This window comes from Belliella pelovolcani (genome assembly GCF_900156785.1).
GTDB classification, from domain to species: Bacteria; Bacteroidota; Bacteroidia; order Cytophagales; family Cyclobacteriaceae; genus Belliella; species Belliella pelovolcani.
The window spans coordinates 116,157-142,100 of the sequence record NZ_FTOP01000007.1 but is presented as its reverse complement, the minus strand read 5'-3'; the positions used below and the strand labels follow the sequence as shown (position 1 = coordinate 142,100).

Below are 25,944 nucleotides of genomic sequence, written 5' to 3'. Positions count from 1 at the left end.
TTGTTAAAGCCAAAAATTTAAATTTTTATGTAAAAAAAAATCACAAAAAAATAATGTAAATCACTGAAAATCAATGTGTTTACCTAAGCGAAATATACTCAATATGCTAGAAACTGTAAAATGTGCCTTATTTGGCTGGAATCGACGTTTTTTATCAAATATTATTATATTTTTTAACAAAACAAATTTTATAAATAATTGAAAATCAGGATATTAATACCTATTCTATGAATTTATTTTTTTAAGATCAATTAATATATTTGATTAAGTCAAAAACAATAAAACCCAAGGTCATGAAACAGCAATACAATTTAGATTTTTGTGCAAGGCATTCTAATCTTTCTAAACAGATTTCTTTTTTGAACTTCTTCTCATTCTTGGCAAATCAAAGGAGGAAGACAATGATGCTATCCAGGTTTCCAATTCGATAGTAGCTCTCCAGTCCAGCTTACAAATTGATAAAATTAAGTAGCGAACGAAAAATTTATTTTTTCATGGCTTCTTAGTATAAATCTGAATTAAAATAATCACTAACCCAAAATAGAAAATTATGATTGCAAAAGTGCTAACAGGATAAATAGAGTGGTAGGAAAGTATACCTATCTGTTTTATTAAATGATTAATTAAATCTTTCAACCTAAAATAATCTTAAAAAGTATGTTTAAAATTTTACAAAGGCATATCTCTGGAAATTTTCGGAGTAAGTTATTTGTGATGTTATTATCCTTATTTATCGTAGGGAGCATTTCATCTCAAATTAAAGCTGCCGCTGTAAGCTTAGATTTTCAGGGAGTTCAAAATAATGAACTAACATCCAATGAAAATCAAACAAAAGCGGCAAGAGTAGCAAGTGATGAATTTTCTAAAACTTCATCAAACAAGGATCTAAAGGAAGAAAATGCAACTGCTTCAAAAGTATCAGAATCTGACAAAGAAGTATTTGCAGAAGTGAGAGGAGTAGTGACCGATGCCCGTGATGGGATGCCTATACCAGGGGTTACTATTTTGGTAAAAGGAACTACAAGGGGTGTTGCTACAGGAATCGATGGTGACTTTAAGATTGATGTGCAACCTGGTGAGGTATTGGTATTCAGTTTTATTGGATATGAAAACGTAGAGATGCCTGTTTTGGCCAATAAAACTGTCTACAATGTAACCCTTAAAGAAACAGAGTCTTCATTGGAAGAATTTGTGGTGATTGGATATGGTGAGCAGCGAAAAGAAACATTGATCGGAGCAGTATCTCAGACCAATAGTGAAGTTCTCCAGCGAACTGGTGGTGTTTCAAGTCTTGGAGCAGCACTTACTGGTAACTTGCCTGGTCTAATTACAACTCAGGGCTCGGGAATGCCGGGAGACGAACAACCTCAGATTTTCATCCGAGGTCAGAATAGCTGGAATGGAAACTCCCCACTAATCCTTGTGGATGGAGTTGAAAGACCAGAATTTTTTAATCAAATGGATATTGGATCAGTAGAATCAATTTCTGTTTTGAAAGATGCATCTGCTACAGCTGTTTTCGGATCACGAGGAGCTAATGGCGTAATCATCGTGACTACCAAGAGAGGTAAGGAAGGCAAAGCAGAAATAGTAGCAAGAGTAAATGCGACTGTGAAATCTCCTTCTAAGCTTCCTGGTAAGATGGATGCTTATGATGCTATAGGGATCAGAAATAGAGCTATCGAAAGAGAATTGTCAGTAAGTCCACAAGCATGGTCTCAGTATATACCTCAAGAAATCAGGGAAAAATATAGAAATCCTGCAAATCTTGCAGAGGCAGAGAGATACCCTAATATAGATTGGCAAAATTATCTTTTTAAGGATTATGCCATGGCATATAATGCAAATGTTGCAATCAGTGGAGGTACAAAATTGACCAAATATTTTGCTGCATTTGACTTCCAAAATGAAGGAGATTTATTTAGAGAAATTCAGAATGATAGAGGATATCAACCTGGATATAATTTCAATAGGCTAAACTTTAGAAATAACCTAGATTTCCAATTGACTTCTTCAACCTTATTGAAAGTGAATTTAGGTGGTATTTATGGTGTGAGGCAAACCCCTTGGAATGCAGGAAATGACGCTAACTTTTGGAGAGCAGCCTACCGAAACCCACCTGATGCATTTGTACCAAGGTATTCGAATGGTCTTTGGGGATATTATCCACTTGATGATTATGGCGCGATCAACTCCGCAAGAGTTTTGGCCATTGGTGGTGTTGAAAATATTACCACCACCAGTCTTTCTACCAATATTGTCCTCGAGCAAGATTTGGGGATGATTGTGAAAGGTTTGAATTTCAGAGGCACCATGGCGATAGATAATACCTTCACCGAGGTCAATCGAGGCGTCAATGACCTTTTCAACAATACCGAAGAGATGTGGATAGATCCAGTGACAGGTAGAGTCAATCTAAAAAATAACTTTGATAATAGTAATTTCGACTTTTTTCAACCTATTGCATGGACTACGCAAGGAGGTAATGTGCAAGGTGCTCAGCGTAGGTTATTCTATCAAATGCAATTGAATTACTTGAAGACCATTGCTGATGATCATAATATCAATGTGATGGGATTATTTAGCCGTCAGCAAGATGCAATTGGTAACATGATACCAAGCTACAGAGAGGACTGGGTATTTAGAACAGTATATGATTACAAGAGAAAGTATTTGGTAGAATACAACGGGGCATACAATGGCTCGGAGAAATTTGGAATCGATTACCGTTTTGCATTCTTTTCTTCCGGTGGACTTGGATGGGTAGTTTCTGAAGAGAATTTTATGAAGCAGATTTCTGCCATTGATTTCTTAAAAGTAACAGCTTCTTATGGACAAGTAGGTGATGATAATATTGGAGGTAGATTCCTATTCATGAATCAGTGGGCTTTTGGAGGCGCTTCAAGATTAGCAACTGTTGGATGGAGAGATGATAATAGCCCATTCCAATGGTACAGAGAGCAAGTCCTTGGTAATCCAAATGTAAGATGGGAGACCGTCTACAAATACAATTTGAAAACTGAATTCAGTTTGTTTAATGGATTGTTGGATGGTAGCGTCGATGTTTTTAGAGATGACAGGGTAGATATTTTGATGGCGGGTGATCGTAGTATTCCAAGTTATTTTGGAGCGACAGCTCCGGCGGCTAACCTTGGAAGAGTGACGACTACGGGTTATGAATTGATGCTTGGTATCAATAGGACTTTAAGAAATGGCGTCCGGGTATGGGCTGATGTTGCTGTTACACGAGCTTTGGATATAGTGATCAATAGAGATGATCCTGAGTTTTTGGTAGATTATCAAAAGCAAGCAGGTTTCCAATTAGGTCAGCACAGATCTCACATAGATCACGGGTTTTATAATTCATGGGATGAAGTCTATGGAAGTACGCCACATAACACAAATAATAGCAGCAAACTTCCTGGAGGCTATCAAATAGTCGATTTCAATGGTGATGGAATCATTGATGCTTTTGATGCTGCACCATTTGGTTTCTCAGGTGTTCCGCAGAATACCTTCAATACCAATATAGGCTTTGAATATAAAGGATTATCCTTCTTTGTTCAGCTTTATGGTGTCAATAATGTGACGCGAAATGTCCCTTTCACCAATCTAGATGGTCAGAGAAACCTTGTGTATGATGAAGGTACTTATTGGTCTATCGACAATCCTGATGCAGGCACGCCACTACCAGTTTGGTTGACTCCAGTATCCTACTATTACGGAGCAAGGTATCTGTACGATGGCTCTTATTTGAGAATCAAGAATGCTGAATTTGCTTATTCATTTGATAAAGCCAAGGCAAGTAAACTTGGAATGGGTGGTTTGAGAGTATTCTTAAATGGTAACAATTTGATGGTATGGAGTAAAATGCCAGATGATAGAGAATCTAACTTTGGTACTGGTGCAGCATGGGAGGGAGCTTATCCTATGATGCGAAGAGTCAATTTGGGTGTTACAATGTCATTCTAAAATAGATTCACAATGAAAAACTTAAAATACATAAAAAATAAGATTAATATATTTCTCTCTTTTTCTCTAGTATTATTATTCTCGACTTCTTGTCTAGATTATTTGGAGAGAACACCAGAGTCAGTGATTTCTGAGGAAATAGCATTTTTGAATTTCGAAAATTTCCAAGGGTTTACTGAAGAGTTATACCAGTGTATTCCAAACTTTACTACAAGTTATTGGACTGCATCTTGGAACTGGGGTGAAGATGAGATGGTCTCTGCTGCGGGTAATTTTCACGTGACATTTGCTTTTGACAGAGGTAACTTCTGGGCATGGCAAGTAGAGCATTCTGGACATGGTGGACAAGCTAGCTGGATGGATAAGTGGTCTGCCAATACCAATGACAACCCACACACCAAAGGTCTATGGCCACTGGCATGGTATGGAATTCGTAAAGCTAACCTTGGCTTAGAGAATTTGCATAGAATGACTGAGGCTACAGATGAAGAGAGAGCCTTGATCGAGGGGCAGTTGCTTTTCTTTAGAGCATGGTTTCATTTCATGTTGATTCAGCATGTGGGGGGTCTTCCTTACATCGATAGGGTACTGCCAGGCGATCAGCAGCTTAGAGAACCGAGGCTTTCTTATCATGAAAGTGCTGAAAAAGCTGCGGCAGATTTTAGAAGAGCTGCTGATTTACTACCAATTGACTGGGACAACACTGTCGCTGGACGTAGAACACTGGGTAGAAATGAACTTCGGATCAATAAGGTCATGGCCCTAGCTTATCTTGGGAAGAACCTACTTTATGCTGGTAGTCCATTGATGAACCTAGAATCTACAGGAAGTAGATCCTACAATGCAGATTTCTGTAGAAGGTCTGCTGAGGCTTTAGGTGAATTGCTAAATTTGGTAGAGACAGGACAGACACAATATGCTCTAGTTCCATTTGATCGTTGGCATGGATTATTTTACACAATGGGTCAAAACTGGGCCCTATCAGGTAGTACAGAATCTATTTTTAGATCACTTTATTGGTCAGGTGATCAGTCTAACTGGGGGATTACGAAGCAATTCTTTCCTTCTGTCATAGTAGATGGTGATGCGACTAAGTTTGCTCCTACAGCTAATTATGTCAACAGAAACTTTGGAATGGCCAATGGTCATCCGCTGCCAGCAAATGTAAGTCAGGCAGATGCTGAGTCAGGTTATGATCCAGAGTTTCCTTTTAGAGGAAGAGATCCGAGATTTTACAAAAGTGTTGTATTCGATGGAGTTCAAGTAGTACAGGGTTCCATGCCTCCAAATCAAGAGGATAATAGATTTGCCAATTTATTTACTGGGGGTAGCTACAGAGGTGCTGTATCTGGTAGCCCTACAGGTTACTTGAATAGAAAATTTGTACCTCTTCAGGCCAATGCTTATGACAATGCATTTGCTTTTGGCGCTGCTTTGCATTTGAATGTTCCTTATCTACGATTGGCTGATGTGTATTTGATGTATGCTGAAGCGGCATTGATGGGTCATAATGCGGTGACAGCTAAGTCTACCAACTTTGATAAGACCGCAGTAGACGCGATCAATACAATCAGAGAGAGAGCAGGAATGCCTAATGTCTTGCCAAAGTACCTAGAATCTGTACCTGTATTTCTTGATGAAGTTAGAAGAGAGCGTGCTGTAGAACTTGCTTTTGAAAGACATAGATTCAATGACTTGAGAAGATGGATGCTACTCATAGAAAGACCATACACCCTCAAAACAGCAATTGAATTTAATAGAGCCCCAGATTCTGAGGTTGGTGGAGATCCTGCCGATATGAGAGTGCTCAATTATCGTGAAGAGGTTTTATTAGAAAGACCACTTGCTGAAAGACATTACTGGTTACCATTGAAAGTTTCTGATGTCACCCTTTATCCTGAGTTTAGACAAAACCCAGGATGGTAAGAGATTTTCATTTATCAAACCCATTAAACTAGCATCTGATGAAAATTAAAAATATAATATGGTATCTGGCTTTTATGTTGATTTTAAGTCCATTTATTCTGGTTGCTCAGGATATTCAGACGATTCAACTGAGAGCGAAAATAACGGATCAGAAAGGCATACCTCTTCCAAATGCAGTGGTCAGAAATGACCAAGAAGAGCAATTGGCCACCACAAACGAGGATGGTACTTTCAGCCTTGAAGTAGCCTTAAATTCAGTTTTGATCTTTACTTCTCCGGGATATGAGTCAAAAGTAGTAAGAATCAACGCTCAAGTAGATGAAATCATCCTCTTCGACGAGTGGGAATCAAGACAGGTAAATACACCTTACCAAACCAAAGATAAATCTAATCTGATCGGTGGTATCACTTATGTGAATGTGCCAGAGATTATCGAGAAGAGTTATTTTACTTGGCCTCTTGATAATATGGAAGGTTTTGCACCTGGATTTCATGGAAATATTTGGGGGAACAATGAGTTCTTAGTCCTTGTAGATGGTGTTCCAAGAGATGTAGGAAGTGTCAATGCACTTGAAATTGAGCAAGTCACCTTTTTGAAAGGTGTATCAGCAGTAGCGCTTTATGGAAGTCGTGCGGCCAAAGGAGTTGTTATGATCACAACCAAAAGAGGATCTGCAGGCAAGCAAATGGTCAATGTCAGGGCAAACTCTGGTGTACATATGGCAAGAGCACTCCCGAACTATTTGGGGTCTGCAGAATACATGACGCTTTACAATGAAGCTAGAGCTAATGATGGATTACAACCTTTGTTTTCTCAAGAGGAAATTTTCAATCATGGTTCTGGTAGTAACCCTTACAGGTATCCAAATCTGGATTTTTATTCTGACGATTACCTTCAGAGAGCGTATAGTCGACATGACGCTACCATGGAAATCAGTGGTGGAAATGATCGTGCCAGGTATTACACCAATATGGGCTTTATGTCAGAAGGGTCATTCCTAAACTTTGGCCAAGCCACGCAGAATAGAAATGAGCGATTCAATATCAGAGGAAATGTAGATATGAATCTTACCAAGCATATTTCAGGCTTTGCGGATGCAGCTGTGATCTTTTACAATGGAAAAGGCGTGAATGCCAACTTCTGGCAAGGTGCGGCGACTATCAGACCACATAGATTCTCTCCTTTAGTTCCAATCAGCATGATTGAGGAAGATGATTTGGTATCCCAGAATTTTGTAAATAATAGCAGTCATGTCATCAATGGCCAATATCTTCTTGGAGGTACACAATTGGAACAAACGAACCCGATTGCTGGAATTTATGCAGGAGGCTCCAATCAATTTACCAGCAGACAATATCAATTTAATACAGGCGTAAATGCAGATTTGACGAATGTGTTACCTGGATTGACCTTTGGATATAGGTTTGGTTTGGATTATCAGACTTCTTACAACCTCGCTTTTAATAATAACTACGCGGTATTTCAACCACAATGGAATAATTATGCAGGTGAAGATTTGATCACTGGTTTGACTAGGTTTGGTCAAGATGCGAGTACGAGAACTCAGAATATTTCTGGTAACAGATTCCAACAGACCATGTCCATGTCGGCTCAATTGAATTACAACAAGGTAGTCAAGGAGGATCATGAATTTTCTGCAATGTTGGTAGCTGGGGGATTCCAAACAGGCGTCTCTCAAATGTATCATCGAGTGAGCAATGCCAATTTAGGTCTTCACTTTGGGTATAGCTATCAAAACAGGTTTTTGGTTGAAATGAATAATGCAGTCATTCATTCAGCTAGACTACCTGAAAACAACAGACGTGCATTTTCCCCTACCATGTCTCTAGGTTGGAGATTGAGTAATGAGGGATTCCTGAAGGATTCAAAAGTGGTAGATAACCTGCTCTTATCCGTTTCTGGAGGAATTATCCATACAGATTTGGATATCCAAGATTACTACCTCTACGAGCAGGTATACACACAGCAAGGTGATGGAACAGTATTCTATACTTGGAAAGATGGTCTAAATAACATTACCACCATTTCAAGAAGAGGTGCTAACCCAGATATGAGATTGCCTAAAAGAGAAGAAATCAATGTGGGTGTGGAAACATCTTTGTTCCAAAATAGACTCTTCTTCACGGGTTCTGCATTTATCAGCAGAATGTCAGGTCTACTAGTTCAAAGAAGTGACATTTATCCAAACTACTTCAGTACTGGATTTCCTGCCTCTTCATTCATTCCTTGGGAAAACTATAACAGTGATCTGCGTACTGGTTTTGATTTTAACCTGAATGTAAAACAAAAAGTAGGTGATGTCAATCTCAATGTAGGTTTGGTTGGTACCTATTATAATACCAAGGCGCTACAAAGAGGTGAAAACTGGCTTGACTCGTATCAAGAGCGAAGCGGTAGACCTCTGGATGCGATTTGGGGACTGCAAAATTTAGGGTTCTTTAATAGTGCAGCTCAAATAAACAGCTCGCCAGAACAAATATTTGGTGAAGTTCGACCTGGGGATTTGAGGTATGTAGATCAAAATGGCGATGGTAGAATTACACCTCAAGATGAAGTATTCCTAGGTAGAGGTGGATGGTTTGGAGCTCCTTTGACTTTAGGCCTGAATGTTACCGCAGAGTGGAAGAACTTTACAATTTTCGCCTTGGGTATGATGAGAAGTGGTGCTTATGCGATCAGTAATAGCTCTTATTTCTGGGTCGCTGGTGAGGCCAAATATTCTGAAGAAGTAAGAGGCAGGTGGCATGAAGGAAATATGGAAGAAGCTACTTTTCCGAGATTGACTACACTCAATGGAGCAAATAACTTTAGAAACTCGGACTTTTGGCTTTATAGTACTGACAGATTTGATCTTGCTAGACTTCAAATCAGCTACAAGCTTCCAGTTGATCGCATCTTCGGAGGGAGATTTATCAAGGGAATGGATATTTACACCAATGGTGCGAATCTATTGACCATAGCTCCTAATAGAAGGATCCTTGAGACCAATATTGGTTCAGCTCCACAGACAAGATTCTTCAATTTAGGTTTGGCAGCACAATTTTAAATCAGAGCAACTATGAAAAGTTTAAAATATACATATTGGTTTTTTGTGATTGTTACTGTTTTGATAACAGGATGTGATGATCTATTTGAACCAGCAATACAGAATAATAGAGATCTTGAAAGTAGCTACAATGAACCTCGATTTGCCCAAGGTTTGATTATCAATGGCTATGCGAGAATTCCTAGAAATGGTTGGTCATTCAATGATATGGCTACAGATGATGCAGTAAGTAACAATGAGAACAATGCTTTCTTCAATTTAGCAAGTGGACAGTGGGCATCTGACAATAATCCTTTGAATCAATGGCAAAACTCTAAGGCAGCGATCCAATACTTGAACTTAATGATCGCAGCTTCAGATAGCGTCACTTTCACAGTCAATAATAACCTTCTTGATCGCATGTTTGCTGATAGGATCAAGGGTGAAGCTTATGGTTTAAGAGCTTTGTTCATGTTCCATCTCTTACAATCACATGGAGGTATGGCAGATGGTCAGCTTCTTGGAGTTCAGATTTTGGATACAGCTCAGGATTTGAATTCAGAATTTAATAGACCTAGAAATACATTTGAAGAATGTATGCAGCAATTATATGCTGATGCAAATAGAGCCATTGAATTACTGCCGTTAGACTATGAAGATATAGCCAATGAAAGTCAAGTTCCTGAGAGATATAGACAAATGGGAGCAAGTAGAAATGACTTCAACAGGGTTTTTGGAGAAGATGCAAGGCAACTTCTTAGCGGAAGAATAGCAATGGCAATCAGAGCTCAAGCAGCTCTATTGGCCGCTAGTCCTGCTTTTAGTTCAGGAAGTACCACTACTTGGGAGGATGCAGCGAATTATGCTGGTCAACTTTTGAATCTCAATGGTGGAGTAAATGGATTGGCGCCTACGGGTCTAACTTGGTACTCAAATGTAGCCGAAATCAATAACCTTGGTGGTGGTGTAAATCAGCAAGAGATTCTTTGGAGAACATCACTTGGAGGACCTTCAAGTAACCTTGAAGCGCAGCATTTCCCTCCAACACAGTTTGGGAATGGCTTACTCAATCCAACTCAAAATTTGGTAGATGCATTTCCTGCATCCAATGGATATCCAATATCTCATCCAAATAGCAACTATGATCCAAACGCCCCTTACGCAAATAGAGATCCTAGATTGAATCTATTCATCGTCATCAACGGAACCACAGCAGGCCCTAATAATCAAGTGATCAATACCACAGCAGATGGCGGTACCAACGATGGAATAAACAGAGTAGAGGTATCTACAAGGACTGGCTACTATATGAGAAAATTACTCAGACAAGACGTGAATTTGAACCCTAACTCAGTAAATGGTCAACTTCATGTGATGCCAAGAATAAGATATACAGAGCTCTATTTGATCTATGCAGAAGCAGCCAATGAAGCTTGGGGGCCGACAGGTACGGGAAGCTTTGGTTTCTCTGCCTATGATGTGATCAAAAGGATCAGAGAAAGAGCAGGTGTTGGTATTCAAAATGGAGATGCTTACTTAGAATCTGTAAGAGGTGATAAGGATGCCATGAGGGAATTGATAAGAAATGAAAGGAGACTCGAATTGTGTTTCGAAGGATTCAGATTCTGGGATATCAGAAGATGGGATTTGGATTTGACAGAGCCAGCTAGAGGATATAGAATTCAAAGCAATGTTGGTCAAGTTATCAATGTCCAAAACAGAGTTTTTGCTCCACATATGAAATATGGTCCTGTTCCTTTGAGTGAATTATTGAAATATAGTTCCTTAAAGCAAAATACAGGTTGGTAATAAATAATAGAAGTTTGTTTTAGTATTTGATTAGAAACAAGAAATATGAAAAAGGTTTTATTTAGCATGGTAATAATGATCATAGGAGTGAGTTCCTGTGTGAATCAAGATTGGGAGTTTCCTGATTTTGATTACCAAACTGTATATTTTGCCCATCAATATCCTGTAAGGACCATTACTCAAGGTGAAGATATCTTCGACACCACTTTGGATAATGAAGGGAAGTTCAGAATTATGGCCACCACAGGTGGAGTTTACACCAGTCGCCAACAATTGAGATTGGGAATAGAAATGGATCCAACTTTAGCAGAGAATTTATTATTCTCAGAGGGTGGTGATGAAGTTAGAGTTTTGCCTACTGAGTACTTTCAGATGGCAGCTTCCGAAATCATCATTCCTAGAGGGGAAATTATTGGAGGTGTTGAAGTACAATTGACCGGAGCTTTTTTTGATGATCCATTAGCCATCAAGAATACTTATGTAGTACCACTTAGAATTACATCTGTGGACAATGCTGATTCCATTTTGGTAGGCAGGTCTACTTTGCCTAATCCAAACCCACATGTGATTGGTGACTGGGATGTCACCCCAAAAGACTTTGTTTTGTACGCTGTCAAATACATCAATCCATGGCATGGGATCTATTTGAGAAGAGGGCAGGATGTGATTTTGGGTAAAGAAGGAAACGAGGATCTTTCTGGAACTGTGGTTAGGAGAGCAAGATTTGTAGAAGAGGATGAATTGAACGATCTCCATACTGCAAGTAGAACAGCTGTAGAATTTCCGATTACCATCGAAACATCTGACGGAAGCAATGAAGATATTAACCTCATGTTGAATTTTGATAATGATGGTAACTGTACTGTCAGCTCATTGACTGATGGTGTGACTGCTAGTGGTTCTGGAAAATTCTCTAAGCGTGGTGAAAAGAACAGCTGGGGTAATCAAGACAGAGATGCCATTTACCTCAATTATGAGATTAATCACCCTAGAATGACAGTAGTGTCTACAGATACGCTTGTCATGAGAAATAGAGGCGTAAGGTTCGAAACCTTCAATCCAGTATTAAAATAGTTTACACCAATCGAAGTTTGTTATGAAAAATATTATAAAAGGCGGTCTATTGGCAGGGATTGTAAGCTTAGCTTCTTGCGCTGATTTTGAGGCATTGGAGTACCAAGTTGAAAAGCCCTTGAGTGTTGAAATTCAAGAAGAGCTTAATAGCTACCCTGACTTATTGAGTTATCTGGACGGACTTTCAACTCCAGGCTTTAAAATAGGAGCTTCACTACCACTTTCAGATTATACTAATAGAGGTGTCAGATACAGATTAGTTAATAGAAACTTTAATGAGTTTACGCCAAGCTCAGGTACTGATCACCGTAGTATTGTACAGAATAACGGGAGCTTTAATTTTGTTCAGTTGAACTCGTTTCTTGAGATTGCTCAGGAAAATGACTTGAATGTTGTTACAGCTCCTCTGATCTCACATAGAAATCAAAATGCCAGTTTTCTAAATAGTTTGCTTTCTCCGCTAGTTGTCAATTCACCAGCTTTTGTCAATGAGTTGGATATTGCAAGTCTCTCTGCTGGAAACTTAGAGGGATGGACATCAAGTGCTGGTGTAACCTATGCTGAGCGTGAAGGAATGGGGTTGGGTTCACCACCTGCTATCAAATTAACTACAGGAAGTGGTGTTTCCAGTCCTGATGATTTGAGGTTCACATCTCCTTCGATACCTATTATCCCAGGTAGAACCTATGAGATTGTTGCTTATATCAAATCTGATATAGATGGTCAGGGAAGATTTACTTTCGAAGGGCTGAATAATAATGAGCCGACATTAGTTTGGACACCTGGAGGAACTCCTTCTGAGACTTTTTCTACAGGTATTTCTTGGAAAGAAATTAGATTTCGTGTAAGTGATTTCGAAGGTGATTCTTTTAAGTTTAGTTTGGAGCTAGGATATATACCTAACAATGAATATTACCTAGATATCAATAACTTATATGTTTATGATATTGCAGGAGATCCCGTGGTCAATAATCTTGTATCCAATGGAGACTTTGAGTCAGGAATTGCTTGGGGCGGTTGGGGAAATAACTCAGTAAGAGGCGTAGCTGAAGAGGGATCAGGAGTAGGTAACTCAGGAAGAGCTTTCTTTGTGACGAACCCATCTTTGACTGGTGGATTCTGGGAAGTTCAAACATTGTATCAACTTGCTGAACCTGTTAAAAATGGTGAGACATATAGGTTGAGTTTTTGGGTTAGAGGTGATGCAGAAGGAGCTATCAGACCAGAGTTGCAAAGTCCAAACTTTTCATCAAATGGTTTTGGACAAGTTTTCGTAACCACTGATTGGAGATTTGTCAGCTTGACTACTACCGTTACAGCTGATGATCGCAACAGGTTGATTTTTAGTTATGGAGAGTTTGCAGGCACTGTATTTATAGATGATGTTGTTTTGGCCAGTGAAAGCATGACTGGTGGTCAGACTACAATTGTAGATAAGACTCCAAGCGAAAAAACTTCAATCATTTCAAGCCAATTGGAAAGATGGGTTTCAGGTTATGTATCCGAAACTAAAGACATCATAAAAATAAGAGATGTCATCAATGAACCAATTCATGAATCGGATTTCTCTTCCATCAGAACTGGAGTAGGCTTGACACCAGGTGAAGGGGAGTTTTACTGGCAGGATTATATCGGTAAAGAATATGGTCCAATGGCATTTAAGCTAGCTAGAGAATATGGTAACGCTGATGATCTATTATTTATAAGCGAGAGTGGAATGGAATCAAATCTTGCCAAAGCACAAGCCTTGTTGGATTATATTGATTTTATCGAAGAGCATGGAGGGATGGTTGATGGGATCTCGGTCAGACTTCAACTGAACTTCAACTCTAATTTCAATAATGTAACTGACTTGTTTGAGTTGCTTGCATCGTCTGGCAAAAAGATCCGTATTAGCTCCCTTGATATAAGAATAAATGAAAGTTCACCTTCAATGGTTGCACTAGTCAATCAAGGTGAGTTATACAAACAAGTGGTAGCTAGCTATTTGAGCAAAGTTCCAACTAATCAAAGATATGGAATCACCGTCGCCAATCCTGTCGATGGTACTGATAGCGCTAGAAATGGATTATGGGCTAATAATCTCAACAGAAAGCACGCTTATGCAGGCTTTGCTGATGGATTAGGAGGTAATTAATAATTATTGTTTTAATAAGTTAGTCAGTGGGTCTATTTGGCTCATTGACTAACTTATAATACTCCTACAAGCACCCATGTTGTAATCATATTTAACAATCAAACCTATAACCACAATTGATTCATGTTACAATTTAGACCTATTTATATAGGCTTGTTGATAATTTTTTTCTCTTGCAACACCATTGATCCTGAAGATATCATTGAAGATGAGAAGTCTGAACAAAATGAAATTCCATCAGATGATGCAATGACCTGGCCGATTCCAACTTCAGCACTAAAGGTTCAAGGTCGTGACTTGATAGATGAATGTGGAAATAAAGTTTTGTTGCATGGTGTTGCGATTACACCTAGCCCTTGGTTCAACGGCGGACATGTAGGAGAGTGGAGGTGGAATAATTATGATGTAGGAGCTTGTCTAGATTATAATCGAGCGGTGATGAATACGCTATCAAAGGGAGAAGATGAATGGTACCTTAACATGATTAGACTTCATATTGATCCATATTGGACTAATGTGCCTGGAGAGCCTATTTCGGAAAGCGATATTTCGAGATTTAGTTTTCAAAGGTTCGTAACGGCCATAGAAGAAGTAATTATTCCTTTGATTGATCATGCAGAATCTCGTGGCATGTATGTGATTCTAAGGCCGCCGGGTGTTTGTCCAGATAGAATTGCCGTAGACGATGAATATCACCAGTACCTACTAAGAATCTGGGATCATATTTCTCAACAACCACGCTTAAAAAATAGAAAGCATCTTATGTTTGAGTTGGCGAATGAACCAATTCATATACTAGGCACAGATGGCGTATACGGAAGTGATACCCAAGCTCATTTTGATGCACTCAAACTATTTTTTCAACCTATGGTGGATATGATTAGGTCCAATGGTGCCAACAATGTCTTATGGGTTCCTGGGTCTGGTTATCAATCCCATTACCGTGGCTTTCCAAACAATCCCATTGAAGACGATAATTATGGCTATGCGGTACATATTTATCCTGGCTATTGGGGTCAAGATAATAATGATCCTATGACTTTTAGAAGAAATTGGAATACCCATATCAAGCCAGTAGCTGACATTGCGCCAATTGCTATTACAGAAATTGATTGGGGACCAGAACAATATGGTGTTTGGGGAAAAGGCGGTATCACAGGAACTGCGGGAGCTTATGGTTTTGGGGCAAACTTTAAAGCCTTAGCAGATGAATCAGGTAATGTAAGTTGGAATTTACTCATGCCCGAAAATTTAATTGATCGTGGGAATCCCAATGCAGGACTAGCTTATGGTGGTGATCCTGATGCTTGTGCTTACCCAAGTCAGAAATGGTTCAAAGAATATGCAAGCGAAAAAATAGCCTGTAATTAATTTGAACGCTTAGTTATGAAATATAAAAACAAACCTTAAAAACCTATATAAACTCAGAACATGACCAGAATTAAATCAAATACGCTCATCGTGCTTGCTGTATTCCTAATAGGACTGATAGGTATCAGCTGTATGGTAAAGACTGAAAAAGAACCAGCAAAAACACTCAAAGATGCCTTCGAAGGTAAGTTTCACATTGGTGCAGCCCTCAGCGCAAATTATATCAATAACCACAGCCAACCTTCAATGGGAGTCCTGAAGGAGCATTTCAATTCAATTGTGGCCGAAAATGTCATGAAGAGTGGAATGATTCAACTGAGAGAAGGTGAATTTAACTTCGATATGGCGGATAAGTTTATCAACTATGGAGTTGAAAATGACTTCCATATTGTAGGACACACGCTGATATGGCATTCTCAAGCACCGAGATGGTTCTTTACCGATAGTGAAGGCAAAGATGTCAGCCCTGAAGTGCTCACAGAGCGCATAAAAAATCACATTCATACTGTAGTTGGCAGATACAAAGGCAAAGTCAAAGGTTGGGATGTTGTTAATGAAGCTATTCTGGATGATGGCTCATGGAGAAATAGTAAGTTTTACCAAATTCTCGGTGAAGATTTCATGAAGCTTGCTTTTCAGTTTGCACATGAGGCTGACCCAGAGGCAGAATTGTACTACAATGATTTCTCTATGGCCAACCCAGGTAAAAGAGAGGGTGTGGTCAAAATGGTAAAAAATCTTCAAGAGCAAGGTGTCAAGATACATGGAATAGGGATGCAAGGCCATATTGGCTTAGAATATCCTACTATTGAAGAATTTGAGAAAAGTATTCTTGCTTTTTCTAGCTTAGGAGTGACAGTAATGGTGACAGAGCTAGACTTATCTGTATTGCCATCTCCTCGTAGAGATATGGGGGCTGACATTGCTACCAATGTGGAATATCAGCAACGTTTGAATCCATATACTGAGGGACTTCCAGATGATGTTCAGCAAAAATTTGATGAAAGATATTTAGACTTTTTTAAGTTGTTCCTCAAGCATCATGATAAGATTTCTAGGGTTACACTGTGGGGAATCAATGATGGAGATTCATGGAAAAATGGCTGGCCAGTCAAAGGTAGAACTGATTATCCTTTGTTATTCAACAGAGATAATACAGCAAAATCTGTGGTGAATGAAATCATCCAACTTGCAGCTCAATATTAAGACTGATGAGCTCAAAGCTAAGTTCTTTGAGCATAAACAACAAAGCCTAATAGCCCAAACCTGTAAAACCCACAAAACTGGCAGCATCATTTCAAATTGATGCTGCCGTCTATAGCCTTAAGATCAAAATGCATCAATCGTATAAAATAGTCTTCCTATTTCTTATATGCTTAGCCTGGAACCTTTCAAAATCCACAGCTCAGCAAGCTATCAATCCGATCATTCATGCTGATGTACCTGATGCATCTATGATAAGGGTAGGAGATACCTATTACATGAGTAGTACGACCATGCACGTCAACCCTGGCGTACCCATCATGAAATCAAAAGACCTAGTGAATTGGGAATTGGTTAGTTACGCATATGAGACATTAGGAGAATCTGACGATTTGAGATTAGAGCATGACAAAAACATGTATGGTAAAGGCTCTTGGGCGAGTAGCTTGAGGTATCATGAGGGGAAATACTATGTAAGTACGTTTTCTGGAAATACAGGTAGGACGTATATTTTTTCTACAGAGGATATAGAGAATGGGCCGTGGAAGCAACAGTCTTTTAGGCCATCTTTGCACGACCATACCTTGCTTTTTGATGATGGAAAGGTTTATATGATTTGGGGTGGTGGTGAAATCAAAATAATAGAGCTTGAAAGTGATCTCTCAGGTATTAAGCCTAATACAGAACGCGTATTGATCAAGAATGCGCACGAACCTATAGAAGGTGACATCATGCTACCTGCAGAGGGGTCGCAGATTTTCAAAGTAAATGGCAAATACTACCTATTCAATATTGCTTGGCCTCGTGGTGGTATGCGTACCGTCATCGTCCACAAAGCTGACAATCTGTTTGGTCCTTATGAAGGAAGGGTAGCCCTACAAGATTTAGGTGTAGCACAAGGTGGACTTATCGATACACCTGGAGGGGATTGGTTTGCCTATTTATTCAGAGACAATGGTGCAGTAGGAAGAATACCATATTTGGTTCCCGTAAGTTGGGAAAATGATTGGCCTGTATTAGGCGTAGACGGCAAAGTACCTATGCAGTTGGATTTGCCTGCCAATAAAAGCTTGATCCCAAATATCGTCGCCTCAGATGATTTCAAAAGAAAGAAAGGCGAGGCAGATCTCCCATTAGTTTGGCAGTGGAATCATAATCCAGTAGATAAATTGTGGGCAATCAATGGCAAAAAGGGAAAACTTACCTTAAAGACTGATAGGGTAGATCAATCTATACTTACAGCTAGAAATACACTTACCCAAAGGACCATTGGACCTGAAAGCATGGGGACCATTAAAATTGATGTGTCCAAAATGAAGGATGGGGATTGGGCAGGACTTACATTGCTTCAGAAGGATTATGGGTTGATTGGAGTCAGACAAATCAAGGGGCAGAAACAGCTTATAATGCAAAGGTCTGAGGATAGCCATGAAATAGATGTAGAAAGTCTTCCTTTTACTGGGGAGTCAGTTTTGCTGAGAGCTGTTTGTGATTTCAGTGAAAGAAAAGATGAAGCTATATTTTTTTATAGCATAGATAATGGTAAAAGCTGGAAGCAATTAGGAGATACTTTGAAAATGAAATATACCCTTCCCCATTTTATGGGGTATAGGTTTGGACTTTTTTACTACGCCACTTCACAGCCTGGTGGACAGGTAGACTTTGATTATTTCCAAATTACCGATCAGGTTAAATTATAAGTGTATATGAGATCTTTCAAGATACTTTCAGATATCCATTCCAAAAAGAGCTTTCTCTTATTAATTATATCATGTTTGATTGTTGAGTTTGCTATTGCGCAGAATCCATTGATTAGAGATCAATTCACAGCAGACCCTACTGCAAGAGTCATCAATGGGAAAATATATGTATTTCCATCACATGATATAAGATGTGAAACCACACAAGGCAGACCAGATTGGTTTTGTATGGAAGACTACCATGTTTTTTCTTCTTCCAATATGACCGATTGGGAGGACCATGGGATGATTTTGAGTCAATATCAAGTTCCTTGGGCTGATCAAGAGTCATTTAGCATGTGGGCACCTGATGGTATTGAAAGAGATGGTAAGTTTTATTTCTATTTTCCAAGTAAGGCGAAAAGTAGAGATGATAGTACAGCAGATCCCAATGTAAATGGTTCTAGCTTTAGAATTGGAGTAGCTGTAGCCGATACTCCAGAAGGCCCTTATCGCCCAGAGTCAAACCCTATTGATCATGTTCACGGAATCGACCCAAATGTATTTATTGACCATGATGGTCAAGCCTATTTGTATTGGTCTCAACATCATTTTTTTGGTGCTAAGCTCAACTCTAATATGCTTGAGCTTGATTCAGAGGTGATTACTTTGAAAGATTTCCCAGATGAAGGATTGAAGGAAGGGCCATTCGTATTTGAGCGAAATGGGATCTACTACATGACCTATCCCCATGTAGCCAATAAAACAGAGAGAATAGAATATGCTACGGCAGATAATCCTCTAGGTCCCTTTGAGTTTCAAGGAGTGATCATGGATGAATCACCCGTAGGCTGCTGGACCAATCATCAGTCCATAGTCCAATATGAAGGCCAATGGTTCTTGTTTTATCATCACAATGATTATTCCCCTGAATTTGACAAAAATAGGTCAATAAGAGCAGACAGTTTGTTTTTTGACGCTGATGGCAAGATACAGAAAGTAATACCAACATTGAGAGGGATAGGTCTAACCAAAGCTCATGCACAGGTTCAATTGGATAGATATAGTGATACCAGCGAAGAAGGTTTTCAAATTGAGTTTTTGGATAAATCTAATCCATTCCTCGGCTGGAAGTCTGTGCTTAGTCAGCCTGAGGCATGGGTGCGATACAATCAAGTAGACTTCGAACACGGAGAACTAAACAAGGCCATGATCAAAATGAAGGCTAAGGATATTAGCGGTGTTTTAGAGCTTAGAATTGGAGATTTGAATGGTCAATTACTGAGTGTATTGACACTAGCTGATTCGGAAGATTGGATTGAAAAATTGACTGACTTGAATAGTCAGGTATCAGGTTGTCATGATTTGTTTTTGGTATTCAAAGGTGATGGAGTATTGGAAGTGGATTGGGTCTCTTTTAATTAAAAAAACTTAAGTCAACGAATCATGAGACTCAACTTCCTAAATAAAGCCAAATCAATAAATAGTAACCTATCAGTAGGCTACTTCAGTCTTTGGATAGTTTTTGCTAGTCTATCATCCTGCCAAGCAAAAGAGGAATCCTTTAATCCTCACATGAAGTTATGGTATGATCAACCTGCAAATCAATGGGTGGAGGCCTTGCCAGTAGGGAATGGAAGACTTGGTGCGATGGTATTTGGTAAGGTAGATGAAGAAATCATTCAGCTGAATGAAAATACATTCTATGCAGGACAGCCACATCGAAATGATAGCCCAGCTGCGCTTAATGCTCTAGATCAAGTAAGAAAGTTGATATTTGATGGTAAATATGTTGCCGCTCAGGAAGAAGTGGATAAATATTTTTTCAAGGGGCCTCATGGCATGCCGTATCAAACGATCGGAAATTTGAAAATCAAATTTCATGATGATGGAGAAGTTGAAGGCTACTATAGGGAGTTGAATTTGGAAACAGCTACTGTTACTTCAACATTCAAAAGGTCAGGAGTGACTTACAAGACAGAAACTATCGCGTCTTTTCCCGACCAAATCATAATCCTTAGGTTAAGTGCAGATCAAGCTAATGCCTTGAACTTTTCTACTACCATGGATAGACCTGGTAATTTTGAATTGGTAGCTAATAAGAGAAATCAGTTTGAATTTAGCACGCGCTCAAGTGATCACGAAGGTGTCAATGGGGGAGTAAAAGCAGTGGCCAAGGTGAAGTTTGATGTCAAGGGTGGTCAAATTCAATCTGAGGGTACGAGTATTCAGGTATCAGAAGCTTCAGAAGTAATCATTTATATCTCGATAGCGACCAACTTTATCGATTATCAAGATATCAGTGGTGATCCAGACAGCAAGGCTGAAGCTTATCTCAATGAAGCCACGAAAAAGGATTTTGATAAAATTTACACTGATCATGTTGAAGATTATAGAAGGTTTTTTGGGCGTGTCAAGCTTGATTTGGGTGAAAATGAATCTGTCGAATTACCTACAAACAAAAGAATAGAGCAGTTTGCAACTGGAAATGATCCTCAATTAGCGGCTTTGTATTTTCAATATGGGAGGTATTTGCTTATTGCTGCATCCAGACCAGGAGGACAGCCAGCGAATCTCCAGGGGATTTGGAACCACCAGCTCTACCCAGCTTGGGATAGTAAATACACGGTAAATATCAATGCTGAGATGAACTATTGGCCAGCGGAGTTGACCAACTTAAGTGAGCTACATGAACCATTTATACAAATGGCTCGGGAGCTATCAGTAAGTGGGCAGCAGACAGCCAAAGATATGTATGGCGCCAGAGGATGGGTATTGCACCACAACACGGATCTTTGGAGAGTCACTGGGCCTGTTGATTTTGCGGCAGCAGGCATGTGGCCGCTTGGTGGAGCATGGTTGTGTCAGCACATATTTGACAAATATGATTTTACTGGCGATGTAGCATTTCTAGCAGATACCTATCCGATCTATATGGGAGCTACTCAGTTTTTTTTGGACTTCTTAGTGAAGGACCCTCATACAGGATATATGGTCGTATCTCCATCAGTATCACCAGAGAATATCCCTTATAGGCATCACAATGCGGCAGTAGCTTCTGGTACTACTATGGATAATCAATTGCTATTTGATCTATTCAGAAAATCAGCAAAGGCTGCTAAGTTATTAGATAGAGATCCTGAGCTCATCAGGGAGATCGAAGCCATGATTGACAGACTACCTCCGATGCAGATTGGCAATTGGGGGCAACTTCAAGAGTGGCAAGAGGACTGGGACAACCGAAGAGATGATCATCGACATGTGTCACATTTGTATGGAGTTTATCCATCCAATCAGATTTCTCCTTATCGTACCCCAGAATTATTTGCAGCTGCTAATGAATCCTTGGTAGCTCGTGGTGATGAATCTACAGGCTGGTCCATGGGATGGAAAGTGAATCTTTGGGCCAGATTTCATGATGGTAATCGAGCATACAAATTGATTCAAGACCAATTGAGCCCTGCCATTCTTCCAGATGGAAAGCAGCGAGGAGGGAGTTACCCCAATTTGTTTGATTCACATCCACCATTTCAAATTGACGGTAATTTTGGATGTGCTGCGGGTATTGCTGAGATGCTACTCCAGAGTCATGATGGAGCAATCCATATCCTTCCAGCACTTCCAGATGTATGGGCTGAAGGTTCTTTTGAAGGTTTACGAGCTAGGGGAGGTTTTGAAGTCGATTTGGCTTGGTCTGAGCTAGTACCTCAAGTGATCAAGATTCATTCGCATCTCGGTGGCGTATGCAAGATAAGGTCTTATTTCCCATTGGAAGGTAAGGGACTCATCTCAAGTTCAGAGTCTCCAAGTCAATTCTTCGAAGTGCCTACTGTCAAAGAACCAATAATACACTATGCTGGGGAATTGAATAAAATTGCTCCCAAAGAAATATACGAGTATGACTTACCTACTGAAAAAGGACATACCTATACGATTCAATTGAAAGCTAGCACAACCTATTAATTCCAACCTATTATGAAAAGCAAACAAATCATTTATAGAGTGGCACCTTTAGTTAAGATTAAGAGCTTCATCATGGGCTTTGTCTTAATAAGTTTTACCATCGGGAAATTACAGGCTCAGGATGAGAATTTTTACATTTTCTTAAGTTTTGGTCAATCCAATATGGAAGGCCATGCCAAGTTTGAAGAGATAGATACTGTGGTGGATGATAGGTTTCAAGTGTTACAGACTGTCGATTGTGAAAATTTGGATAGAGTTAAAGGTAATTGGTATCCTGCTGCGGCACCATTGACTAGATGCTATACTGGTCTAGGTCCATCAGATTATTTTGGTAGGACACTTTTAGACAACTTACCTGAGCATATTAAGGTAGGTGTGATCAATGTATCAGTCGGTGGTACCAAGATTGAGCTTTTTCAAAAAGATAATTACCAGTCTTATGTGGCTACTGCACCAGGATGGTTACAAAATATGGTCGAGGAGTATGATGGAGACCCTTATGGTCGATTGATAGAGATGGCAAAACTAGCTCAACAACATGGAGTCATCAAAGGCATTCTATTGCATCAAGGAGAGTCTAATACAGGAGATCAAACTTGGCCAACCAAAGTAAAGGGCGTCTATGATACCATGCTTTCAGATTTAGGCTTGAACCCAAATTCCCTGCCGCTTCTGGCAGGCGAAATGGTCAGTGAAGCTCAGGGTGGTAAATGTGCCAGCATGAATGACATCATCAAAACCTTGCCTGAAGTATTACCGACAGCTCATGTAATATCATCAGAGGACTGTGAGGCAGTAGATGATGGATTGCATTTCTCAGCAGCAGGCTACAGGGAACTTGGAAGACGCTATGGGATCAAGATGCTGGAAATTTTAAATAAAGATTAATGTATAGAAGGGTAAGTTAAATATAAAGAACAAGTTAAAAAGAGCAATTTAGAATCAAGAATTGAAATTTCAGATAATTAATTAGAAATGAAAAAAAACCTAGCTATTGTAATATCCTTAATGCTATGTGTGATTAACATAGGACAGTCCTACGCTCAAAAAAAGAAAAATAATGCTCCAGTATTTGGGTATGTGACTTACGAAGGCAAAGATCAAGTGTACATTGATAACCCACTTGGACCAGATGAGTTCTACAACCCAATTCTTCAAGGTTGTTATCCCGATCCTGCTATCACCCGCAAAGGAGATGATTATTTTATGGTCGTATCATCGTTTGTAATGTTTCCAGGCGTTCCGATTTTCCATTCCAAAGATTTGGTCAATTGGACTCAGATTGGCCATGTATTGGATAGGAAATCCCAACTGAAAGTTGCTGACACACCTATCGCTTTGGGGATTTTTGCTCCAGACATTAAGTATAATCCTTACAATGATACGTTTTACATGATTACCACGCAGTTTGCAGGGGATTTTGGAAACATCGTGGTCAAAACCAAAGATCCGTTTCAGGGTTGGAGTGATCCTATTAAATTAAAATTTGATGGAATCGACCCAGGGATGTTTTTTGATGATAATGGAAAAGCCTATGTAGTTCATAATGATGCACCAGACCCCGGAAAAGAGCGGTATGATGGACATCGGGTAATTAAAATCTGGGAATATGACTTGGAAAATGACCAAGTAGTCGCAGGAACCGATAAAATTATCGTAGATGGAGGAGTAGATCCTTCTAAGAACCCTATTTGGATTGAAGCACCACATATTTACAAAAAGAATGATGCCTATTATTTGATGTGTGCAGAAGGTGGCACAGGAGGCAATCACAGCGAGGTGATATTCAAAAGTGATCATCCGATGGGGCCATATATTCCTGCGCCTTCTAATCCTATTTTGACACAGCGATATTTTGGTAATCGAAGCAATCGTGTGGATTGGGCAGGGCATGCAGACTTAGTACTTGGTCCAGATGATAAGTATTATGGTGTCTTTTTGGGAATTAGACCAAATGAAAAAAACAGAGTCAATACGGGAAGAGAGACCTTTATCCTACCAGTAGATTGGTCAGGAGAATGGCCGGTATTTGAAAACGGACTTGTACCGATCCAACCAAAGTTAAAAATGCCGGGAGGAGTTTCTGAAAATAAAACAGGTCAAGACGGCTTCTTCCCCAACGGAAATTTCACCTACACGGAGAGATTTGATGGAGACAAGTTGGATTTTCGCTGGATTGGATTGCGTGGACCTAGAGAGGACTTCTTGAAGATGACTAAAAATGGGGCTGAAATCACACCTTTTGCAGTCAATATGAAAGAAATGAAGCCTACGTCAACACTTTTTTACAGACAGCAACACAAGAATTTCTCATTTACAACGGAGCTGGATTATAAGCCAAATTCAGAAAAAGATTTAGCGGGTATCGCCTGCGTACAAAGTGAGTCTTTTCACTATGTATTTGGGGTGACAAAAGTTGGTAATGATCACGTGTTGCTGTTAGAGCGTACAGAGGCAGAGGGCAGAGGGAGAAGTAGAAGCGTGAAGTCCCAAGTCTTGGCAAGTGTTAAAGTAGACTTATCCAAACCGATTTTCCTGCAAGTGAAAGCAACCGGAGATGATTTTGAATTCGCATATTCTTTGAATGGCTCAGACTTCTCTACACTAGGTGGTGTCGTATCAGGAGATATTTTATCTACCAATGTAGCAGGAGGATTTACCGGAAATATGATTGGCTTATATGCAACCTCCGCCAATGATATTAGTGTGAAATAGCACGAAGATTTGATTTAATGCACATGTTGAACCCAGTAAAATGATCTTGTTATGTTGATTACAATTAAGAATTTAGCTAAGTCTTCCCTAGTAGTGTGCTTACTTTTCTGTGCATTGGCTACTAAAGCTCAGGATGGGACCATTTACCCACTTGAAACCCCTGAAGAACCCAATGCCATCCCCCTTAATACGGGTGGTGTAAAAGATCAACCCGCTTCGGAGACTTGGTTTCGTCAATGGGGTGACCCAATGGCACGTAATATCACAGCGGCAACACTTACCCCTTTCTTTCCAGCGCCTGGAAAAGCCAATGGGACGGCCGTGATTGTGGCTCCTGGAGGAGGATTTCGATGGCTTTCTATGGATAATGAAGGCTGGAAAGTAGCAAAAGCCTTGGCAGATCAGGGAATCACCGCTTTTGTACTCAAGTATAGACTTCATCCAACGCCAGAGTCTTTGGACGGATTTAGAGATTCTATGAATAGGACCTTTGATGAAGCTTCCAACGAAGAGCCAAGGCCTCGTCCTGTGCAACGGGATCTTTCAGACCAACTAGAAGATGCTGAGGCTGCCTACGCGATGATCGTGGATAGAGCTGAAGAGTGGGGTGTGGATACAGACAGAATTGGGATGATTGGCTTCTCTGCTGGAGCTGGCCTGACCATGCACTGCACGCTAAATTCTCAAACTATGAAATTGGCCTTTATAGGCCCAATTTACGGAGGCATGGGACCTGTCGAGGTGCCAGAAAATGCGCCTCCAATGTTCAATGTAATTGCTACTGATGATTTTCTTTTCCGTGGTCAATTTGGGATCATCGATTCATGGTATAAAGCAGGTGTTCCAGTTGAATTTCATCTCTATCAAAACGGCGGTCATGGGTTTGGGTTAGGAAACCCCAACAGAACGAGTAATCGCTGGTTTGAGGCTTTTATGCATTGGCTTGATGTCAATCGTTTTCTTTTAGATAAGTCTTCTATATGATGAGCTTCAAAGATTTGTCAAAAGTCTAGCAATAGAAATAAAAATATCACGAATAAACCTATTC

Annotated in this window: 14 protein-coding genes; all 14 read left to right on the top strand. The window is 39.7% G+C overall.

Annotated features, from left to right (window positions below; all coding sequences use genetic code 11):
• Window positions 1–657: 657 nt before the first annotated feature.
• The 14 genes from BW935_RS09705 (at window position 658) to BW935_RS09640 (ending at window position 25,880) form a co-directional block, all read left to right on the top strand.
• The gene (locus BW935_RS09705) at window positions 658–3,972 is read left to right on the top strand and encodes a SusC/RagA family TonB-linked outer membrane protein (protein WP_245802676.1); all 3,315 of its coding nucleotides are present in this window, start codon (window positions 658–660) and stop codon (window positions 3,970–3,972) included.
• A gap of 12 nt (window positions 3,973–3,984) precedes the next feature.
• Window positions 3,985–5,898 (top strand): RagB/SusD family nutrient uptake outer membrane protein, encoded by a 1,914-nt coding sequence (locus BW935_RS09700; RefSeq protein WP_076500997.1) that lies wholly within the window; start codon window positions 3,985–3,987, stop codon window positions 5,896–5,898.
• Between the two features lie 38 nt (window positions 5,899–5,936).
• The gene (locus tag BW935_RS09695; protein ID WP_076500995.1) at window positions 5,937–8,966 is read left to right on the top strand and encodes a SusC/RagA family TonB-linked outer membrane protein; all 3,030 of its coding nucleotides are present in this window, start codon (window positions 5,937–5,939) and stop codon (window positions 8,964–8,966) included.
• A 12-nt stretch (window positions 8,967–8,978) separates the two neighbouring features.
• Window positions 8,979–10,754 carry a RagB/SusD family nutrient uptake outer membrane protein gene (locus tag BW935_RS09690; RefSeq protein ID WP_076500994.1) on the top strand — a complete coding sequence of 592 codons (1,776 nt, stop codon included), beginning with the start codon at window positions 8,979–8,981 and terminating at the stop codon, window positions 10,752–10,754.
• A gap of 45 nt (window positions 10,755–10,799) precedes the next feature.
• Entirely contained in the window at window positions 10,800–11,828 is a 1,029-nt protein-coding gene (locus tag BW935_RS09685) for a DUF5627 domain-containing protein (RefSeq protein ID WP_076500992.1), read from the top strand.
• Between the two features lie 22 nt (window positions 11,829–11,850).
• Entirely contained in the window at window positions 11,851–13,965 is a 2,115-nt protein-coding gene (locus BW935_RS09680) for an endo-1,4-beta-xylanase (protein ID WP_076500991.1), read from the top strand.
• A gap of 123 nt (window positions 13,966–14,088) precedes the next feature.
• Window positions 14,089–15,336 carry a glycoside hydrolase family 5 protein gene (locus tag BW935_RS09675; protein ID WP_076500989.1) on the top strand — a complete coding sequence of 416 codons (1,248 nt, stop codon included), beginning with the start codon at window positions 14,089–14,091 and terminating at the stop codon, window positions 15,334–15,336.
• Window positions 15,337–15,396: 60 nt separating this feature from the next.
• Window positions 15,397–16,542, top strand: a complete 1,146-nt coding sequence (locus BW935_RS09670) for an endo-1,4-beta-xylanase (protein WP_076500987.1) — start codon at window positions 15,397–15,399, stop codon at window positions 16,540–16,542.
• A gap of 128 nt (window positions 16,543–16,670) precedes the next feature.
• Window positions 16,671–18,239 (top strand): glycoside hydrolase family 43 protein, encoded by a 1,569-nt coding sequence (locus BW935_RS09665; RefSeq protein WP_076500985.1) that lies wholly within the window; start codon window positions 16,671–16,673, stop codon window positions 18,237–18,239.
• 6 nt (window positions 18,240–18,245) lie between these two features.
• Complete coding sequence (locus BW935_RS09660) at window positions 18,246–19,643, top strand: family 43 glycosylhydrolase (protein WP_139325527.1); 1,398 nt, start codon at window positions 18,246–18,248, stop codon at window positions 19,641–19,643.
• Between the two features lie 21 nt (window positions 19,644–19,664).
• The gene (locus BW935_RS09655; protein WP_084565914.1) at window positions 19,665–22,181 is read left to right on the top strand and encodes a glycoside hydrolase family 95 protein; all 2,517 of its coding nucleotides are present in this window, start codon (window positions 19,665–19,667) and stop codon (window positions 22,179–22,181) included.
• Between the two features lie 72 nt (window positions 22,182–22,253).
• Window positions 22,254–23,069 carry a sialate O-acetylesterase gene (locus tag BW935_RS09650; RefSeq protein ID WP_076501105.1) on the top strand — a complete coding sequence of 272 codons (816 nt, stop codon included), beginning with the start codon at window positions 22,254–22,256 and terminating at the stop codon, window positions 23,067–23,069.
• An 87-nt stretch (window positions 23,070–23,156) separates the two neighbouring features.
• Window positions 23,157–24,896 (top strand): glycoside hydrolase family 43 protein, encoded by a 1,740-nt coding sequence (locus BW935_RS09645; RefSeq protein ID WP_076500983.1) that lies wholly within the window; start codon window positions 23,157–23,159, stop codon window positions 24,894–24,896.
• A 51-nt stretch (window positions 24,897–24,947) separates the two neighbouring features.
• Window positions 24,948–25,880, top strand: coding sequence for an alpha/beta hydrolase (locus tag BW935_RS09640; protein WP_076500981.1), 933 nt, complete (start codon window positions 24,948–24,950; stop codon window positions 25,878–25,880).
• The last annotated feature ends 64 nt before the right edge of the window (window positions 25,881–25,944 follow it).

What these genes read in the sequence shown, in the direction of transcription:
- BW935_RS09705 (WP_245802676.1), top strand. Translation starts at nt 658, where the DNA reads ATGTTTAAAATTTTACAAAGGCATATCTCTGGAAATTTTCGGAGTAAG.
- BW935_RS09700 (WP_076500997.1), top strand. Translation starts at nt 3,985, where the DNA reads ATGAAAAACTTAAAATACATAAAAAATAAGATTAATATATTTCTCTCT.
- BW935_RS09695 (WP_076500995.1), top strand. Translation starts at nt 5,937, where the DNA reads ATGAAAATTAAAAATATAATATGGTATCTGGCTTTTATGTTGATTTTA.
- BW935_RS09690 (WP_076500994.1), top strand. Translation starts at nt 8,979, where the DNA reads ATGAAAAGTTTAAAATATACATATTGGTTTTTTGTGATTGTTACTGTT.
- BW935_RS09685 (WP_076500992.1), top strand. Translation starts at nt 10,800, where the DNA reads ATGAAAAAGGTTTTATTTAGCATGGTAATAATGATCATAGGAGTGAGT.
- BW935_RS09680 (WP_076500991.1), top strand. Translation starts at nt 11,851, where the DNA reads ATGAAAAATATTATAAAAGGCGGTCTATTGGCAGGGATTGTAAGCTTA.
- BW935_RS09675 (WP_076500989.1), top strand. Translation starts at nt 14,089, where the DNA reads ATGTTACAATTTAGACCTATTTATATAGGCTTGTTGATAATTTTTTTC.
- BW935_RS09670 (WP_076500987.1), top strand. Translation starts at nt 15,397, where the DNA reads ATGACCAGAATTAAATCAAATACGCTCATCGTGCTTGCTGTATTCCTA.
- BW935_RS09665 (WP_076500985.1), top strand. Translation starts at nt 16,671, where the DNA reads ATGCATCAATCGTATAAAATAGTCTTCCTATTTCTTATATGCTTAGCC.
- BW935_RS09660 (WP_139325527.1), top strand. Translation starts at nt 18,246, where the DNA reads ATGAGATCTTTCAAGATACTTTCAGATATCCATTCCAAAAAGAGCTTT.
- BW935_RS09655 (WP_084565914.1), top strand. Translation starts at nt 19,665, where the DNA reads ATGAGACTCAACTTCCTAAATAAAGCCAAATCAATAAATAGTAACCTA.
- BW935_RS09650 (WP_076501105.1), top strand. Translation starts at nt 22,254, where the DNA reads ATGGGCTTTGTCTTAATAAGTTTTACCATCGGGAAATTACAGGCTCAG.
- BW935_RS09645 (WP_076500983.1), top strand. Translation starts at nt 23,157, where the DNA reads ATGAAAAAAAACCTAGCTATTGTAATATCCTTAATGCTATGTGTGATT.
- BW935_RS09640 (WP_076500981.1), top strand. Translation starts at nt 24,948, where the DNA reads ATGTTGATTACAATTAAGAATTTAGCTAAGTCTTCCCTAGTAGTGTGC.